This is a genomic window from Streptomyces sp. NBC_00457, assembly GCF_036014015.1.
Taxonomy (GTDB): domain Bacteria; phylum Actinomycetota; class Actinomycetes; order Streptomycetales; family Streptomycetaceae; genus Streptomyces.
Map to the genome: position 1 here is coordinate 5,319,767 of NZ_CP107905.1, position 16,606 is coordinate 5,336,372.

At 70.6% G+C, this 16,606-nt stretch carries 16 protein-coding genes; 8 read left to right on the forward strand and 8 right to left on the reverse strand.

Annotated features, from left to right (window positions below; all coding sequences use genetic code 11):
- Nucleotides 1-72: 72 nt before the first annotated feature.
- The 4 genes from OG828_RS24140 to OG828_RS24155 are packed head-to-tail and all read right to left on the reverse strand — an operon-like array spanning nt 73 to nt 5,726.
- On the reverse strand, nt 73-2,061 hold the full coding sequence (locus OG828_RS24140; protein ID WP_328502303.1) for an acetoacetate--CoA ligase: 1,989 nt from the start codon (nt 2,059-2,061) through the stop codon (nt 73-75).
- Nucleotides 2,058-3,650: a bifunctional 3-(3-hydroxy-phenyl)propionate/3-hydroxycinnamic acid hydroxylase MhpA gene (gene mhpA / locus OG828_RS24145; protein WP_328502304.1), complete on the reverse strand. Its 1,593-nt coding sequence runs from the start codon at nt 3,648-3,650 to the stop codon at nt 2,058-2,060. Before mhpA ends, OG828_RS24140 begins: the two co-directional genes overlap by 4 nt.
- A 19-nt stretch (nt 3,651-3,669) precedes the next feature.
- A complete protein-coding gene (locus OG828_RS24150) occupies nt 3,670-4,608 on the reverse strand; it encodes a fumarylacetoacetate hydrolase family protein (protein ID WP_328502305.1) in 939 nt (312 codons plus the stop codon).
- Nucleotides 4,605-5,726: a VOC family protein gene (locus OG828_RS24155; protein ID WP_328502306.1), complete on the reverse strand. Its 1,122-nt coding sequence runs from the start codon at nt 5,724-5,726 to the stop codon at nt 4,605-4,607. The genes OG828_RS24150 and OG828_RS24155 overlap by 4 nt, the downstream gene beginning before the upstream one ends.
- A gap of 134 nt (nt 5,727-5,860) precedes the next feature.
- Between OG828_RS24155 and OG828_RS24160 the strand changes: the two genes are divergently transcribed.
- On the forward strand, nt 5,861-6,496 hold the full coding sequence (locus tag OG828_RS24160) for a TetR/AcrR family transcriptional regulator (protein ID WP_328439552.1): 636 nt from the start codon (nt 5,861-5,863) through the stop codon (nt 6,494-6,496).
- A 6-nt stretch (nt 6,497-6,502) separates the two neighbouring features.
- On the opposite strand, the gene OG828_RS24165 is transcribed toward OG828_RS24160, so the two are convergent.
- The gene (locus OG828_RS24165; protein ID WP_328502307.1) at nt 6,503-7,222 is read right to left on the reverse strand and encodes a TetR/AcrR family transcriptional regulator; all 720 of its coding nucleotides are present in this window, start codon (nt 7,220-7,222) and stop codon (nt 6,503-6,505) included.
- 146 nt (nt 7,223-7,368) lie between these two features.
- Between OG828_RS24165 and OG828_RS24170 the strand changes: the two genes are divergently transcribed.
- Nucleotides 7,369-8,982 carry an MFS transporter gene (locus tag OG828_RS24170; RefSeq protein WP_328442392.1) on the forward strand — a complete coding sequence of 538 codons (1,614 nt, stop codon included), beginning with the start codon at nt 7,369-7,371 and terminating at the stop codon, nt 8,980-8,982.
- 36 nt (nt 8,983-9,018) lie between these two features.
- Here OG828_RS24170 and OG828_RS24175 read toward each other — a convergent pair whose 3' ends face one another.
- Nucleotides 9,019-9,621, reverse strand: a complete 603-nt coding sequence (locus tag OG828_RS24175) for a DUF308 domain-containing protein (RefSeq protein WP_328360533.1) — start codon at nt 9,619-9,621, stop codon at nt 9,019-9,021.
- Between the two features lie 191 nt (nt 9,622-9,812).
- On the opposite strand from OG828_RS24175, the gene OG828_RS24180 reads away from it, so the two are divergent.
- Both OG828_RS24180 and OG828_RS24185 read left to right on the forward strand, forming a co-directional pair.
- A complete protein-coding gene (locus OG828_RS24180; RefSeq protein ID WP_328502308.1) occupies nt 9,813-11,000 on the forward strand; it encodes a sensor histidine kinase in 1,188 nt (395 codons plus the stop codon).
- A complete protein-coding gene (locus OG828_RS24185) occupies nt 10,997-11,662 on the forward strand; it encodes a response regulator transcription factor (RefSeq protein WP_328439556.1) in 666 nt (221 codons plus the stop codon). Before OG828_RS24180 ends, OG828_RS24185 begins: the two co-directional genes overlap by 4 nt.
- Nucleotides 11,663-11,679: 17 nt before the next feature.
- On the opposite strand, the gene OG828_RS24190 is transcribed toward OG828_RS24185, so the two are convergent.
- A complete protein-coding gene (locus tag OG828_RS24190) occupies nt 11,680-12,123 on the reverse strand; it encodes an NUDIX hydrolase (protein WP_328502309.1) in 444 nt (147 codons plus the stop codon).
- A 78-nt stretch (nt 12,124-12,201) separates the two neighbouring features.
- Nucleotides 12,202-12,858 (reverse strand): TetR/AcrR family transcriptional regulator, encoded by a 657-nt coding sequence (locus OG828_RS24195; protein WP_328360545.1) that lies wholly within the window; start codon nt 12,856-12,858, stop codon nt 12,202-12,204.
- Nucleotides 12,859-13,378: 520 nt separating this feature from the next.
- On the opposite strand from OG828_RS24195, the gene OG828_RS24200 reads away from it, so the two are divergent.
- From OG828_RS24200 to OG828_RS24215, 4 genes are read left to right on the forward strand one after another with little or no spacing between them, the layout of a single operon-like run.
- The gene (locus OG828_RS24200; RefSeq protein WP_328502310.1) at nt 13,379-15,139 is read left to right on the forward strand and encodes a sensor histidine kinase; all 1,761 of its coding nucleotides are present in this window, start codon (nt 13,379-13,381) and stop codon (nt 15,137-15,139) included.
- 48 nt (nt 15,140-15,187) lie between these two features.
- Complete coding sequence (locus OG828_RS24205; RefSeq protein WP_210573774.1) at nt 15,188-15,616, forward strand: roadblock/LC7 domain-containing protein; 429 nt, start codon at nt 15,188-15,190, stop codon at nt 15,614-15,616.
- Entirely contained in the window at nt 15,613-15,996 is a 384-nt protein-coding gene (locus OG828_RS24210; protein ID WP_328360551.1) for a DUF742 domain-containing protein, read from the forward strand. The genes OG828_RS24205 and OG828_RS24210 overlap by 4 nt, the downstream gene beginning before the upstream one ends.
- On the forward strand, nt 15,974-16,576 hold the full coding sequence (locus tag OG828_RS24215) for a GTP-binding protein (RefSeq protein WP_328360554.1): 603 nt from the start codon (nt 15,974-15,976) through the stop codon (nt 16,574-16,576). Before OG828_RS24210 ends, OG828_RS24215 begins: the two co-directional genes overlap by 23 nt.
- Nucleotides 16,577-16,606 lie beyond the last annotated feature (30 nt).

The following is a 16,606-nucleotide window of genomic DNA, read 5'->3' on the forward strand; positions in this document are numbered from 1 at the left end:
AGCGTTCGATCTCCATCCGTCCGGAAATGACCAACCCGGGTCCGAAACAGGACCCGGGTTGTGTCCGTTCGGTCAGGTCAGCCCGCCGCGGCGCCCGTTCTCGGCCCGTTCCGCGCCCAGGCGGGCGAAGTACTCGATGAGTCCGGGGTGGTCGACCGCGGCCGGGTTCACGACCTGCGCCACGGGCGCACCCTGCAGCAGCCGCTTGACGGGGACTTCGAGCTTCTTGCCGGTACGGGTGTGCGGGATGCCCGGGACTTCGACGATCTCGTCGGGAACGTGCCGCGGGGAGACGCCCGCTCGAACGGCGTCGCGGATCCTGTCGCGCAGAGCGTCGTCCAGGGTCACCCCGGCCGCGAGGACCACGAACAGCGGCATCCAATAGCCGCCGTCCGGCTCCTCCGCCCCGATGACCAGCGCCTCCGCGATCTCCGGCAGCCGCTCGACGACGTCGTGGATGTCGGCACTGCCCAGCCGTACGCCATTGCGGTTCAGCGTGGAGTCGGAACGGCCGTGCACGATCACCGACCCATGACCCGTGACCGTGATCCAGTCGCCGTGCCGCCACACACCCGGGTACGCCGAGAAATAGGCGTCCCGATAACGGCTGCCGTCGGGGTCGTTCCAGAAGGACAGCGGCATCGACGGCATCGGCCGGGTGACGACCAGCTCACCGACCTGGCCGACGACCGGAAAGCCCTCGGAGTCGTACGCGGCGAGCGCCACGCCGAGATGGGGCGCCGACAACTCACCGGCCCACACAGGCGTGTTCGGGGCGCCGCCCGCGAAGCCGGACACGACATCCGTGCCGCCGCTGACGGAGACCAGCCGGACCTGCTCCCCCAGACGGTCGCCGACCCACGGGTAGGCGGAGGCGGGCAGCGCGGAGCCGGTGCAGCCGATCGCGCGGACCGCCGACAGGTCGTGCACGGAAGGGTCGATGCCGAACTTGGCCATCCCCAGCAGATATTGAGGGCTGGTGCCGAACAGCGTCACGCGATGGCGGGCGGCCAGCTCCCACAGGATGTCGGGCTGCGTGAGCGGGGCCGGACTGCCGTCATACGTACACGTAGTGGCCCCGGTCAGCAGGGTGGAGACGACCAGGTTCCACATCATCCAGTGGGTGGTGGTGTACCACAGCAGACGGTCGCCGGGGCCCAGGTCGGACTGGAGGCCGAGGGTCTTGAGGTGTTCCAGCAGGACCCCGCCGTGGCCGTGCACGATGCCCTTGGGCAGCCCGGTCGTACCGGAGGAGAACACGACCCACAGGGGATGGTCGAACGGCACGGGCGTGCAGGTGAGGTGCTCGGTACGGGTGGCCGCGTCCTCCCAGGGCACGAACAGGGCCGACGAGATCCCCGACGGCCACGGCAGCCCCACGTGGTCCACGAGCAGCGTCGCCTTCAACGTCGGCAGCGCACGGGCCAGTTCGAGAGCCGCGTCCCGGCGGTCATGAGTGACCCCGTTGAACAGATAACCGTCCGCCGCGATCAGGACCGTCGGCTCGAGTTGCGCGAACCGGTCGGTGGCCGCCGCGGCCGAGTAGTCCTGCCCGCACACCGACCACACGGCACCGAGGCTCGCGGCAGCCAGGAACGCGACGATCGCATGAGGCGTGTTGGGCAGATAGCCGGCCACCCGGTCCCCCTGCCCGACACCCAGATCCCGCAGCGTCGCGGCGACGGACGCGACCTGGCCGCGCAGCCGCGCCCCGGACAGCTCGTACCCGGCGCCGGTCTCGTCCAGCGCGACGACCGCCGTCTCGTCGTCGACAAGGTTGCGCAGGGCGTGATGGGCGTAATTGAGAGTGGCCCCGGTGAACCAGCGGGCGCCCGGCATCCGCTCGTCCGCGAGCACCTCGTCGTACGGAGTGTCCGCGTCGACGTCGAAGTACTCCCACACCGCACCCCAGAAGCCTTCCAGGTCGGTGACCGACCAGCGGTGCAGGGCTGCGTAGTCGGCGGGGTCCACCCCGTTGCGCCGGGCGAAGTCAGCTATCCGGCTGCGCGCCGCGGACTCCGGGTCGGGGGTCCAGAAGGGCGCTGCGTACGGCGAGGTCATCGGGCGGGGCTCCTCAACAGGGGTTCGGGTACGGGCACTTCGGCGAATCGGCGAGTGGTGCACAGCAGGGGCGCCCAGGCGGCGGCGCCCGTGAAGCCGCTGCCTCCGCGTGGCAGGACGTCCATGACGACGCGATCGGGCCGCAGCAGGACCGCATCGGCACGCCCGGCCCGCAACCACTCCACGAGGCCGCCGTCGTCACCGGTCTCCCGCACGTCGACGACCCGGGCACCGAGCGTTTCGGCGAGCGCACGCGGCGTGGGCGGCAGCGGCACCGCGGTCAGCACGGCGAAGGAGTCCCCGAGCAGGTCATCCAGCCGCACCTGCCCGCCCTCGACCGTCATCCGGGGCTGCGGACAGTACGTCCCGCCGAGCCGACCACGCCGTACCAACGGCCCGGCGGACAGCGGCCGGCCGAGATCCCGCCCGGCCATCCCCGTCACCCCGGGCACACGACAGATCGCACCCACGGCCGTACGACGTAGAGCCGCCGCCCGGTCCTGACCGCCGGTCATCGCCCACCCGGTGGCGACGGCGAGACGGATGAGATGACGGGAGTGCGGCTTGCGTTCCCGCTCATAACTGTCCAACAGCCGGTCATCGGCGCCCTGTTGCAGAACCCGGGCAAGCTTCCAGGTCAGGTTGTGGGCGTCCCGCATCCCGGCACACAGACCCTGCCCGACGAACGGCGGCGTGAGATGCGCGGCATCACCGAGCAGAAAGACCCGCCCCCGACGCCAACGGTCGGCGACCCGGGCCCGGAAGGTGTACCGCGCCTGCCGAATGACATGGAAATCCTGGCCGGAGATGTCGACCCAGGGCGCGACCAGCTCACGCAGCAGCCCCTCGTCGAGTTCCTCCCCCTCCCGCAGCCGGAACTCCCAGCGATAGCGATCCTCACCGACCCGCATGAAGGTCGCCGGACGCTCCGGATCACAGACCTGATCGACGCCTTCCCAACACCGGACGGCGGCCTTCGTCGTCACATCGATGACGGTCCAGCTCTCCTCGAACCGCAGATCCTCCCACTGCGCGCCGATGGCGTCGCGGGTGAGGCTGCCCGCGCCGTCGCAGCCGAGGACGGCATCGGCGAGCAGCTGGTGCTCGCCCTCGTCGTCGCGATACGTCACACGGACCGGCCTGTCCGCACGCTGCTCGACCGCCGTCACCTCCACCCCGCCCCGCAGCTCGCATTCCGGCCGACGGGCGAGCGCCTCGCGCAGCAGCCGCTCCAACTCGGGCTGGTCGAACATGCTGGTCTGCGGGAAGCCGTGGTGGCCGTGCGGGGAGCGCCGGAACTCGGCGATCACCCGGTGGTGGGCGTCCAGCAGACGCAGTCCGCGCGCGGGACGGGCGATGGCGGCGAACTCGTCGGCGATTCCAGCGGCTTGGAGGATCCTGCGGGCCTCGTCGTCGGTGGCGACGGCGCGGGGCAGGGGGTAGACGTCCAGGTGGCGCTCGAGGACGACGGTACGCACCCCGCGCCGGGCGAGCAGGAGGGCGGCGGTCACGCCCACGGGCCCGGCTCCGACGATCACGACGGGCACGTACTCGGCGGAGTCCTGTCTTGCCGCTTGTTCGGCGGTCATGTGCGGCTCACTTCCGGTCTCAGCGTGTGTCGGCCACGGGCGTACGCTGCTCGCCCAGGTCGATCCGGCCGTCCGGGGTGGCGATGGTGGCGGTAACGACGTCGCCTTGGTGCAGATAGTGGGGGTTCTTGGCCTGGGTCTTGAAGAACGCCTTCCACTTCACCGCGGGGGGCAGCAGCGCGCCGATCTTCTCCACCGGCTTCGGCGGCGCCTTGAGGGCCGTGCCGCCGGGAGTGCCGGTCAGCAGCAGGTCGCCGGGGTCGAGGGTCTGGAAGCGGGCGAGCAGCGTCAGCGCCTGCGCCGGGCGAACGATCATGTCGGCGAGGGTGCGGTCCTGGCGCAGCTCGCCGTTGACGCTCAACTTCAGCCGCAGATCCAGCAGATGAGCGAAGTCCTCCGCCTCCAGCAGAGACAGATACGGCCCGGTCGGCGTGAATGTCGGATATGACTTGCTCTCGTAGAACTGCGTCTTCGTCAGCTGCACATCCCGCGCGCTGACGTCATTGGTGACGACGAGCCCAGCGACGTACGACGGCAGATCCCGCTCTTCCACCACGGCACCGATCGGCAGCGGCGCCCCCATGACAAGCCCCAACTCGACCTCGTAGTCCAGGAACTTCACATGCGAGGGCCGGACGATGACCTCTCCCGGACCAGTGACAGAACCCGACGCCTTACGGAAGAAGGCGGGCGGTATGTCGCCGGTGAAGCCCGAATCACGGGCGTGGCTGCGGTAGTTGACCATCTGCGCCACGACCCGACAGGGCGTGGTGACCGGAGACAGAGCGACCAGATCAGCGACACGCGTGCCCGCCTCACCCGAAAGCGCCGCCTCCCGTACGGCATCACGATGGGCGATCAGCTCGGCGGTGGTGACGGCCTTCGTGTCGACGGCGACCGCCCGGTCACCCAGGACCACCCACCACCCCTCAGCAGTCCGCAGGACATTCGTGCTCATGAGTTCATCGCTTTCATCAGGCCCAGCAGACGCGCCGGATCGAGTTCGTTGTCACCGCGCAGGGCCGTGAGGACCTCGCGGATCTTGGCGGGGGAAGGACTCGCGCCGAGGAAGTCACGGGTGACCGGCGGCCCCCACTGGGCCAGCCCGCTCGCCGACATCGGCGCCCAGCCCGGCTCGACGTCGCGGGAGAACAGGTCGCCGTCGGCGAAGTGCTCCAGCATGAAGTGGTCGGGGTCACGCCAGTAGTCGAAGAGCTGGCTGCCCTGGATGTGCCGGCCGATGCCCCAGCTGCGCTGATAGCCGCGCTCGTTGAGGTACTCACCGCCGGCCGCGATCGAGTCCAGGTCGGTGACCTGGTACGCGGAGTGGACATACCCCGTGCCCGGCCCCAGGTGCATCGCCAGGGTGTGGTGATCGGCCTGCACGCCGCCCAGGTCGCAGCGGACGAACGCCATCGTCGGCCCGCGATCGCGCTGCCCGTCCAGGAACAGGAAGTCGGACACGATCATCCCGAGGGTGTCCAGGTACCAGTCGAGGGCACGGGCGAACACCCGGGTCTCCAGCACCACATGGCCCAGGCGCTGGATCCGGGAGGGCTCGCGCGGCGGACGCTGAGTGGCGTTCGTACGACGGTGATCCGTGCCGACGTTGAGCAGCAGCGGCTGCTGCTCGGGCAGCGCGGGGAGCTGTTCGGCGCAGTGCACCACCCGCACCGGGAAGCCGGACGGGTCGAGCAGGCCGACCGCCTTGCCCCCGCCGGGCACATCCGCGTCCCGTACGGACGCCCCCGTCGCCCGCGCCAGCCGGTCCAGGTCGGCCCGCTCGGCGGCGCGGAACGCCGGGCCGATGAACCGGGACGTCCGGCCGCGGCGGATGACCATGCAGGGCGAGCCCGCGAAGGTGCCCCGCAGCCACAGCTCGTTCTCGGTGCGGGCGGCGATACCGAAGCCGAAGTCACGGGCGAAGACCTCGGCCCGGTCCAGGTCGGGCTTCTCGAACTCCAGCCAGGCCAGGTCGGCCACCTTGATCAGCGGGTTCCGGGAGCGGCCGGGGTGCTCGCCACGCAGGGCGCCCCGCTCACTGTGGAGGTCCTGGTGGGCCGTCCTGACGTCCATGTCTCCTCCGAGCAACATTGCCGTAATGATGAAATCATCAGCTTTGACAGAAGCGTCGTCAATAGGTCGGCCGCAGAAACTGACGAACTCATCAGAACTGCGGTCGCACTCATCCCCGCGGCTACACTCGGCGCATGCCTACGTCAGCCCCGCCCAGCAACCGGTTCGAGCGGCGTCGCGCGGAGACCCGTAGGGCTCTCGTCCGCGCGGCCCGGCAGATCCTCGCCGAGACCGGGGACACCGGCGCCAGCATCCAGGCGATCGCCGAGCGCGCCGACGTCGGCTTCGGCTCCTTCTACAACCACTTCGCGTCCAAGACGGAGCTGTTCGAGGCGGCGGTGGTCGACGCGCTGGAGGAGTTCGGCCGGACCTTCGACGAGCGGCTGACCGGGATCGACGACCCCGCGGAACTGGTCGCGGGCGGCTTCCGGCTCAGCGCCCGTATGGCCGACTCCCACCCGGAGCTGATGCAAGTGCTGCGCCGCCGCGGCCTCGGTTACCTCCACTCGGACAACGGCCTCGCCGTCCGGGCCCTGCGCGACCTCCGGGCCGGGATGGCCTCCGGCCGCTTCACCGCCCAGGACGCGACAGTCGCCCTGTCCGCACTCGGCGGCACGCTCCTGTCCCTGGTGGAACTGCGCTTCGCCCGCCCCGACCTGGACGGCGACGAGGCCGCGGCCGAACTCGCCGAGATGGCGCTGCGCATGCTGGGCGTACCACCGGACGACGCCCACGAGGTGGCCCGGCGCCCACTGCCCGACCTGGCCTGACGGCTTTCACTCACTCCGGACGCCGTCGCCCTGCGTCGCGGTCGCTTCCGCACGGTGGGCCCAGTGGGGTGAGTGGGTCCGGTGGGGCGGTTGAAGCTGCCGGGTGCCATGCAGGCGGCGGACCGTCGCGGCGGCGGTGGAGTCGTCGACTCCGGCGGCGATCAGGGCGGCGGTGGCGGCGGCGGTGCCGTCATCGGTCCAGATCCCGGAGTGGACGGTGCCGAGGAGCGCCAGCAGATGGGCCTCGATGGCGATGCTGAGCGGGCCCGGCGGGACGGCGGTGTGGAACACGCCCCGGCGCTGGCCCTCGGCGAGGACGCCGGCGACCGTTTCCCGCGCCGGGGAGAGGAGTTCGCTCACCCGCTCGGGCCCGAGGTCCTGACGGGCGAGGCCGATCAGCGTGCGGTAGGAGTCGCCGACCGGCCAGAGGGTGAGGACGAAGCGCGCCAGGGCGGCCGTCGGCCCGTCGCCGGGCGTGCTCGCGACAGCGACGGCGAGACGTATCGCCTCCGCCGCGTCCTCGGCGAGCCCCGCGACCAGCGCCGCCCGTCCGGCGAAGTGCGTGTAGACGGTGCGCCGTGCCACCCCGGCGACCTCGGCGATGTCACCGAGGCTGCTGTCGGGGTTGCGGCCCAGTTCCCGCAGAGCCGCGTCCAGGATGCGGGCGCGGGTGGTACGCGTCGCACGACGCTGCCGTACGGGAGGCGGGGATGGCGGACTGCTCACGTCGGCACCTCGGTGCGATGGGGGAGGGGATGACGGGCGCCCTGGAAGGCCCCATCGCGATATTTGCACATCGACGTGCAAGTAACTAGTCTGCTCACCGATGTGCAAATAACTCGTAGCATTCGCCCCCGGGAGTCCCCGTGCCCTTGCCCTTCCTTGCCACCACCCCCGTCGAGAAGATGACCGGGCCCTACGCCCGGCGCTGGTGGGCCCTGCTCGTGCTCTGCCTGAGCCTGCTGATCGTCGTCATGGCCAACACGTCGCTGATCGTGGCGGCGCCCGACATGACCCAGGACCTGAACCTGAGCAGCAGCGACCTGCAGTGGGTCATCGACGGCTACACCGTCCCGTACGCCGCGCTGATGCTCGTCCTGGGCGCGATCGGCGACAAGTACAGCCGCCGCGGCGCGCTCATCGCCGGCCTGCTGCTCTTCGCGGGCGGCTCCGTGATGGGCAGCCTGGTCGACGAGACCGCCCTGGTCATCACCGCCCGCGGGATCATGGGCGTCGGCGCCGCCGTCGTGATGCCGGCCACGCTGTCCCTGCTGGTCGCGATGTTCCCGCGGGGCGAGCGCGTCAAGGCCATCACCGCCTGGAGCGCCACCTCCGGTCTCGCGATCGCCGTCGGCCCGCTGATCGCGGGCTGGCTGCTGGAGGACCACGCCTGGGGCTCCACGTTCCTGATCAACGTCCCGATCGCCGCGGTCGCCGTCATCGGCGCGCTGGTACTCGTCCCGCCGTCCAGGGCGGAGGGCATGGGCCGGATCGACTACGTCGGCGGCCTGCTCTCCATCGTCTCGATCGGCTCCCTGGTCTACGCGACCATCGAGGGCCCGCACTTCGGCTGGGGCGCCGGCCCGGTCACCGCGGCCGTCGTCGCCGGAGCCGGTCTGCTGGCCTTCGTCGCCTGGGAGCTGCGCCACCCGCAGCCCATGCTGGACGTGCGCAAGTTCCTGCTGCGCCCGTTCACCGGCTCGATGATCGCGGTGCTGTTCTTCTTCTTCGGCACCTTCGGCGCGATCTACTACTCCACCCAGTTCCTGCAGTTCGTCCTCGGCTACGGCCCACTGGAGACCGGCATACGACTGCTGCCGCTGGCCGGTGCCGTCGTCGTCGGCGCGGCGGTGACCGGCCGGCTGACCCCGAAGCTGGGCGTGAAGGCGATGGTGGTGACCGGCATGCTCATCGGCACGGTCGGCGTCTTCCTGCTCACGCAGGTCGACAAGGGCTCGACGTACCCCGACTTCCTGGGCGCGATGATCATGCTGGGCTTCGCGATCGGGCTGAGCGTCTCCCCGGCCACCGACACCATCATGGGCACCTTCCCCGAGTCCGAACTCGGCGTCGGCGGCGGCGCCAACGACACCTCCGTGGAACTCGGCGGCTCCCTCGGCATCGCCGTCCTGGGCTCCCTGCTCGGCACGGCCTACCGCGACGAACTCACCGACCTCGTAGGCGGCCGGCTCCCGGCCACGGCCCTGGACACGGCCAAGGACTCCGTGGGCGCCGGTCTCGCGGTGGCCGAAGAGGTCGCCAAGAACCCGGCCGGCGGCGCCCAGCAGGCCCAGGCCCTGATCGACGCCGTCCACGAGTCCTTCGCCCACAGCATCGCCCAGACCAGCCTGTTCGGCGGCGTCATCATGGCCGCCGGAACCCTGATCGTCCTGGCCGTACTCCCCGGCCACCGCACGAGCGGCGAGGACCGACCGAAGTCGGCCGAGGTGACGGAGCCCGAGCAGGACAGGGAGCCGGCCGCCTAGACGAACGGGTCCGGTGTCCGGGGACCCGGCGGGTGGTCAACGCCGCTCGCGTCGGATGCGGATGCTGAGGGCGATGACGGAGACGAGGTACCAGAAGGCACCGAAAGCCGAGTATCCGGCGAGGGTGGACAAGCTGCTCGTCGCCGAGGCGGACATGGCGGCGAAGGAGGCACCGGCGAGGACGGACAGTCCGCCGCTGATGACCATGGGCCACTGGGCACCGACGGTGCGTCGGCGCCGGATCGCCACGACGAGCTGGATCGCTCCGGAAAGGAGGGCCCAGATGCCGAACACGAGCAGGGCCGTCCCGATGGTGGAGAAGACGGCGATGATCATCCCGGCGGCGGTGGCGAGGCCGAGAGCCATGTTGGTCGTATCGACGCGGTCCGTGGAGCCGGTGCCGGCCTTGCGACGCCCGAGGAGCGTGGCGATGGCGTCCCACAGGGGATAGATGACGAGCAGCACGGCCGCGATCGCTGTGGGCCTGTCCGTCGACACGAGCGAGGCGGAGGTCGTGCCGACGAGTGCCACCCAGATCAGGGAGAAGGCGGCTCGGATCAGGTAGAGCGACCGGAGTCCGGAGGGCGTCGTCGTGGTGGTGGTCGTGGTCGTGCTCGAAGTCACCGTGGTCTGAGTCATCGAGTGTCCCGTTTGTGATCGTGACGGTGTGAGACGGTCGCCTCGATGAGGAGTCTCAGCGGCCTCGGGAGGGGCCGCGTACTTCGCACGAAGTACTTCTGCCATCCACTTCGCATCGGGGCCTGGGCCGAGCTCGCCGTCTACATCATTCGAAGTACACGGCCGCGGCACACGTGGACGAGAATCGGGCCATGGCCAAGGCGCGGAACAATCAGGACGGGCCCCTTGCACCCCTGTGGGTTCGCCGCCCCGAGGCGCTGCACCTCGTCGCCTATGCGGTGGCCGCGCTGGCGTTCACCGGCCAGATCGTGGCAGTGATCCTGCGAGGGTCGGACGGGCCGACGGCTCTCTCCGTGCTCCTCGCCGGTGGCGGTGTCGCCCTCTCATGGTGGCGGCCGTGGGCAGGACTGGTCGTGGCGAGCGCGGCGTCCTTCGCCGTCACAGCGGTGGGCCACGACCCGCTGTCGGTGTGGATGATGGCCGTGCTCGTGCTGTTCTCGGTCACCCTCAGGGGGAAGCAGCCGCTGGTCGGAACCGGCATCGTGGCGGCGTTCTTCCTGGGGGCGTTCATGACGGTGGGAGGATTCCGTGGCGGCGCGATCGTGGGGGCCGCCGCACTCTTCTCCGCCATAGCGGGAGGTGCGACGGGGGCCGCGCTGCGCATGTATCGAGAGCACTGGCGCACCCTGGAGGAACGGGCCGAAAGCGCCATCGCCACCCGCGAGATCGAAGCCACCCGCCGGGTGACCGAGGAACGACTCCGCATCGCCCGGGATCTCCACGACGTCATCGGCCACCAGGTCGCGATGCTGAGCATGCATCTCGGTGCCGCGGAGATCGGGCTGCCCGAAGACGCCGAGCCCTCCCGGCAGGCCCTCGTCTCGGCCAGGTCCAGCGCCCGCACCGTCGTCGTCGAAACGCAACGGATCCTCGCGCTCCTCCGCCTCGGAGACGACATCTCCGACGACGAGGCGCTGCGGCCGACCCCGGCACTCAGCGGACTGGAAGGCCTGGTCGCTTCTTTCGAGAGCATCGGCCTCGATGTCCGGCCCTCCATCGACATCCCCGCAGGTTTCGTGGAGCCCAGCGTCGGCGTGACGGTCTACCGGGTCGTTCAGGAAGCGCTCACGAATGCGTACCGGCATGGAGAGGGGGCGGCAACGGTGGATGTGCGCGAGCGCGACGGCAGAATCTGCGTCACCGTGGAGAACCGCGTCGGTCACTCACGGCACGGCTCCGGCTCCGGCTCGGGGAGCGGACTCGGACTCGTGGGGATGCGGGAACGCGTCGAGTCCTCCAGCGGGCGGCTGACGATCGACAGTGACGACGGGCGATTCCGGGTCCATGCGGAGTTCAGCCCACTGGGAGCCGCCGTATGACGACGCGGATTCTGATCGTCGACGACCAGGACGAGATCAGGGCCGGCATCAAGGCGATGCTCCGGCTCGACCCGAGTCTCGTTGTCGCGGGTGATCTCTCCGACGGACTCCAGGTCGCCCCCTTCCTCCGGGACCACCCCGTCGACCTGGTCCTGATGGACATCCGGATGCCCGGCATCGACGGTGTCGAAGCCACCCGCCGGATCCGCCTGGAGCACCCACCCGAAATGCTGCGGGTGATCGTGCTGACCACGTTCGACCAGGACGACATCGTTCTCGCCGCCCTTCGCGCGGGCGCCAACGGTTTCCTGAGCAAGACCGTGAGCCCCGCCGAACTCGTCGCCGGAATCACCGAGGTCGTCGGTGGTGGCGGCGCGCTCTCGGCCGCCGCGACAGCCGCGCTCATCGGCCACATGACCGACAGTCCGCCCCCGGTGATCGACCAGGAACTGCTGCGACGCTTCGACGCCCTGACACCCAGGGAGCGGGACGTGGTCGTACTCGTCGCGAGCGGTCTCGGCAACGACGAGATCGCGGCCCAGATGTCCGTGTCGCCGTTCACCGTGAAGACGCATGCGGTGCGGGCCATGACGAAGGTCGGCGCACGTGATCGAGCGCAACTCGTCTCCTTCACCTTCCGGGCCGGCCTCTACCCGACATGATCTCGTCCGTGGGCGCGTCAGGCCACGGTCACCTGCTGGGCCGGCAGCAGCGCCAGTGGGCCGCCCTGAAGCAGGAAACGTCCCTCGGTGGCGGCCCGGATCGCGTCCGTCATCGGCCACCACATGAGCTTGAAGTCCGCTTCGCCGGGCGTGAGTTGCTGCGGGCCCAAGGTGAGCTCTTCGGCCAGGTAGAGGTGGATGCGGGCGGTGGAGTTCAGGATGATCGCGTACGAGCCGAGGGGCCGCCACATCCGGGCGGTGACACCGGCTTCCTCACGCAGCTCCCGCCGCGCGCACTCCTCCGGTGCCTCACCCCGCTCCCGGCGCCCTCCGGGCAGGAACACGTACTCACCGCCGTGCCGGGGGAATTCGGCGGTCAGGACGGCGACCATGCCGTCCGCGTCTCGCGCCACGATGACGGAGGCATCGGACATCGCACACCGGTTGGTTGCTGTGGTCATGGCCGGGGAGAGTAGCCGCCTGCTCTGACAACCACGCCGCGAATGGCACGTGCGGCGACCGATGCCGCATACGACCGCTCAGTCGTCGTCCCCGGACCCCGTGCCCACACCCCGCGACGCCGCAACCGCCTCCACCACGGCATGCGCCCGCTCCTGCGGCACGCCGGCTGCGATGAGTGAGGCGGTGGCGGTGCGGGTGCCGTCGTCCTCCAGGTCGCCGGTGTTGACCGACTCGAGCAGGGCGACGGTCATCGCCTCCAGCCCGGCGCTCAGCACGGCGGCCGGCAGGTGCGTGTGGAAGACGCCGTCCCGCTGGCCCCGCTCCAGGATGCCGGTGGCCTGCTCACGGGCCGGTGCCAGAACTTCTGCCACGCGTTCCGCGCCCAGGTCGCGCTGGGCCAGCGAGAGCAGCAGGCGGTAGCGGTCTCCCACGGGCCACATCGAGAACACGAGGTGGGCGAACGCGCGCTCGGCCGGTTCCGGCGCCGTGAGCGGCGCACCCGACAGCGCGCTCCGCAGCGCCTCGGAGGCCTCCTCGGCCAGCGCCTCCAGCAACGCCTCCCGCCCCGGGAAGTGCCCGAACAGAGTGCGCCGTACGACACCCGCCGCGCGCGCCAGCTCCTCCAGCGTGACGTCGGGGTTCCGCCCCAGCTCCCGGCGGGCCGTGGCCAGGATGCGCGCCCGGTTGGCCCGCGAATTGCGACGCAACGGCTCGCGGACGACGGGCTTGGTCACGGGAACCTCGAGGAATCAGGGCGGGGCGAAGGCCGGGGCCGTATGAAGAGCGCATCCATTCTCGCACGGAGACCAGCGCCCGATCCGGAAGCTCGGCCCCCCCAGGCACCCGCCCCGCATTCCGCTTACGCCGCCCGACGCCGCAGCGTCCCTTTCTCGCCATCGTCAAGACCCCTCGCGTCAACGCGGTGTGTCCGGATTGTTGCCGAGAGCGTCGCCGAATCGTTTCGGCGGGCCAAGATTCCGTTTCCGTGGTGATGCGATTACGCCAGTGTGAGGAGGGTGGCGTAGTGTGGCTGTCCTATTAACTGTCCAATACTGACCCTGAGTTGACGGTTACTTCGCGCTGCGCGCCGTGTGTCCGAGCTGGTTGATCGAGAGGACTCCGATGCCCGAATCCCCGACCTATGCAGTGCGCTCGGAGCCCGACCGGGCGGGTGCCATGGGCTCGGCGCGGAACAGGCATGCCAAGCCGCCGGCTCAGGACACGCCGAGTGATTCGGCCACACTTTCGAGGACGGTGCGTCTCGCCGTTCTTCCCGCGGCCCTAATGGCGGTCCTCTCCGCCGCGCTGATCGTCTTCGTACTGCTCACCCAGGACGGCACCGCGGACGGCACCACCTGGTCCGTACTGACCGCCGGCGCCGTGCTCGGCTGCGGAGTGCTGGCCGGTGCGGTACGCGCCGGGCGAGCCGAGGCCCGGAACGTGTCACGGGAGTACGCGCCGCTGCGCCGCGCCGTCGCCGAAGGCCAGGCCGCACTGCGGGGCACGCTGCAACGCCTGGAGCGGGGCGAGCCGTTGGAGCAGCAGGCTCCGTTCGCGCAGGCCGGCCCGCCGCCCGCCGACCCGGTCGACCGGCTCGCGTACGAGATCCGCGTCGGCACCTGGCAGGCCTGCACGGCCCTGGCCCAGTCGGCACAGCTGCCCCGCTCCAGCGCGCAGGACAGCGAGGAGCGCGTCGAGGTCTTCGTCAACCTCGCCCGGCGGCTGCAGTCCCTCGTGCACCGCGCGATCAACATGCTCGACCAGCTGGAGAACGAGGTCGAGGACCCGGAACTGCTCAAGGGCCTCTTCCACGTCGACCACCTGGCCACCCGCATCCGCCGCCACGCGGAGAACGTCGCCGTGCTCGGCGGCTCCGTCTCCCGCCGCCAGTGGACCCGCCCGGTGACCCTGACCGAGGTGCTGCGTTCGTCGATCGCCGAGGTCGAGCACTACTCCCGGGTCAAGCTGGTGCCGCCGATCGAGGGCACCGTGCGCGGCCACGCCGTCGCCGACGTCATCCACCTGCTGGCCGAACTCGTCGAGAACGCCACGATGTTCTCCGAGCCGCACGCCCAAGTCCTGCTGCGCGCCCAGCGGGTGACGTCGGGGCTCGCCATCGAGGTCGAGGACCGCGGTCTGGGGATGCCGCTGCAGGAGCAGGCGCGGATCAACGCCCTGCTGGCCGAGCCCGACCACATCGACCTCAGCAAGCTGCTCGCCGACGGCCGCATCGGCCTGTACGTGGTCTCCGCGCTGGCCCGCCGCCACGGCATCGCGGTCCGGCTGCAGAGCAACATCTACGGCGGTATCCAGGCGATCCTGATCATCCCGCCCGGTCTGCTCGGCGACGAGCCCGAGAACGCGCCCGCGCGCGCGGCCCACGAGACGCAGAGACCGCCGCAGGTGGCCCAGGCCCCGGCGCAGCGCCCGGTCCCGCCCCACCAGCAGCAGATCGCCCAGCAGCGGACCCCGCACCAGCAGCAGATCGCGCCACAGCAGATCCCGCACCAGCAGCAGATCGCGCCACAGCAGATCCCGCACCAGCAGCAGATCGCCGGCGCACAGCAGCAGTCCGGCCGGGCACCCTCCGCCCGGCCCGTGACGCCGCCGCCCGCCCTGCGCCAGCCGCTGCCGCCGGCCCAGGCACACGCACAGGGACAGGCACACGCACAGTCCGCCGCGCCTGCCGCACCCCACCCCATGGCGCAGCAGCAGGCCCGGGGAACGGGCACGCCGCCGCCATACACCCCGCCGCAGCAGCCACGAGGTGCCGCAGCTCCTCAGGCGTACGACCGCGGTCCCTCCCTCGGCTCGGACGGCCGGGACGGACGGCCGCCGCTGCCGCAGCGCCACGCACAGGAGCACCTGGTGCCGGAACTCCGCAACGGCCCCGCCCCACGCCGGTCCGACGACCAGGAGGTGGAGCACGACCCGGGGCTGATGGCCATGTTCCGGCGCGGGATCGACCTGGCCGACAACGAACCCGACGAGCCGCACCCCGACGGCTCCCGATGACCACTGGCTCCGTTTTCGGACAAGGAGAAGAACGCCACCGTGAGCGACATGTACGCCGGCCAGCAGAAGAATCTGGACTGGCTTCTGGCCGGACTCGTCCAGAGGGTCCCCTACACCCGCAGCGCCCTGCTGCTGTCCTCCGACGGACTGGCGAAGGCCTTTGACGGGTTCGAGACATCGACCGAGGCGGAACACCTGGCCGCCCTGGCATCCGGCCTGCACTCCCTCGCCCGCAGCGCGGGGGTGCAGTTCGCCCAGGGAGCGGACGTACGGCAGGTGGTGGTGGAGCTGGACACCGCGCTGCTGTTCGTCTGCGCGGCCGGCTCGGGCGCCTGTCTGGCCGTGCTGGCCGAGCGGGACGCCGACGCGGCCGTACTCGGCTACGAGATGGCCATGCTGGTCAAGAGCGTGCGCCCGTATCTGTCCACCCCGGCCCGACAGCAGGTGCCCGGCGGTTCGCCGGACGCGGGGCGTTGAACGTGTCGGACGCCGATGACGAGTCGTGGCTCGATGACGAGGCCGGCCGCTTGGTACGGCCGTACACCGTCAGCAACGGCCGCACCCGGCCCTCGGCCCATTTCGACCTGCTCACCCTCGTGATCGCCACCGGCGTCCGGCCGCCGGCCTACCTCGGACCCGACTACGACCAGGTGCTCGCCCTGTGCGACGCGCCCGTGTCGGTCGCCGAGGTGGCCGCCCATCTGCGGCTGCCGGCCGTCATCACCAAAGTCCTGCTGTCCGACCTCGTGACGCACCAGGCGCTCGCCATGCGGTCGCCGCGTCCCGTCGAGGCAGCCTCCCCGACCGACCGAAACACCTTGGAGGCGGTGCTGCATGGCCTTCGAAAGCGGATCTGATCCCTTTCCCACCGCCCTGAAGATCCTCGTCGCGGGAGGCTTCGGGGTCGGCAAAACCACTTTCGTCGGCGCGGTCAGCGAGATCGAGCCGCTCAGCACGGAGGAACTGCTGACCCAGGTCAGCGCGCGCACGGACAGCCTGGTGGGCGTCGAGGACAAGACGACCACCACCGTGGCGATGGACTTCGGCCGGCTGGCCCTGGACCAGGACCATGTGCTGTATCTGTTCGGTACGCCCGGACAGGAGCGGTTCTGGTTCATGTGGGACGAGCTGTCCAACGGGGCCCTGGGCGCGGTGGTCCTCGCGGACACCCGAAGACTGGACCACTGCTTCGCCGCGGTCGACTTCTTCGAACGGCGCGGCATCGGCTTCATCGTCGCCGTCAACGAGTTCGACAACGGCTATCGCTACGAGGCCGAGGAAGTCCGCGCGGCCCTCGCCCTCAAGCCCGAGATACCCGTCGTGATGTGTGACGCACGGCAGTGCAACTCCGCAACCCGCGTACTGATCGCACTCGTTCAGCATCTGCTCGCCTCGACTCCCGGCACTCCGCCCGCGGAACTCAACCCGCTGCGCTGAGGCACCCTCAGCGCGGCCGAATGGAGCCTG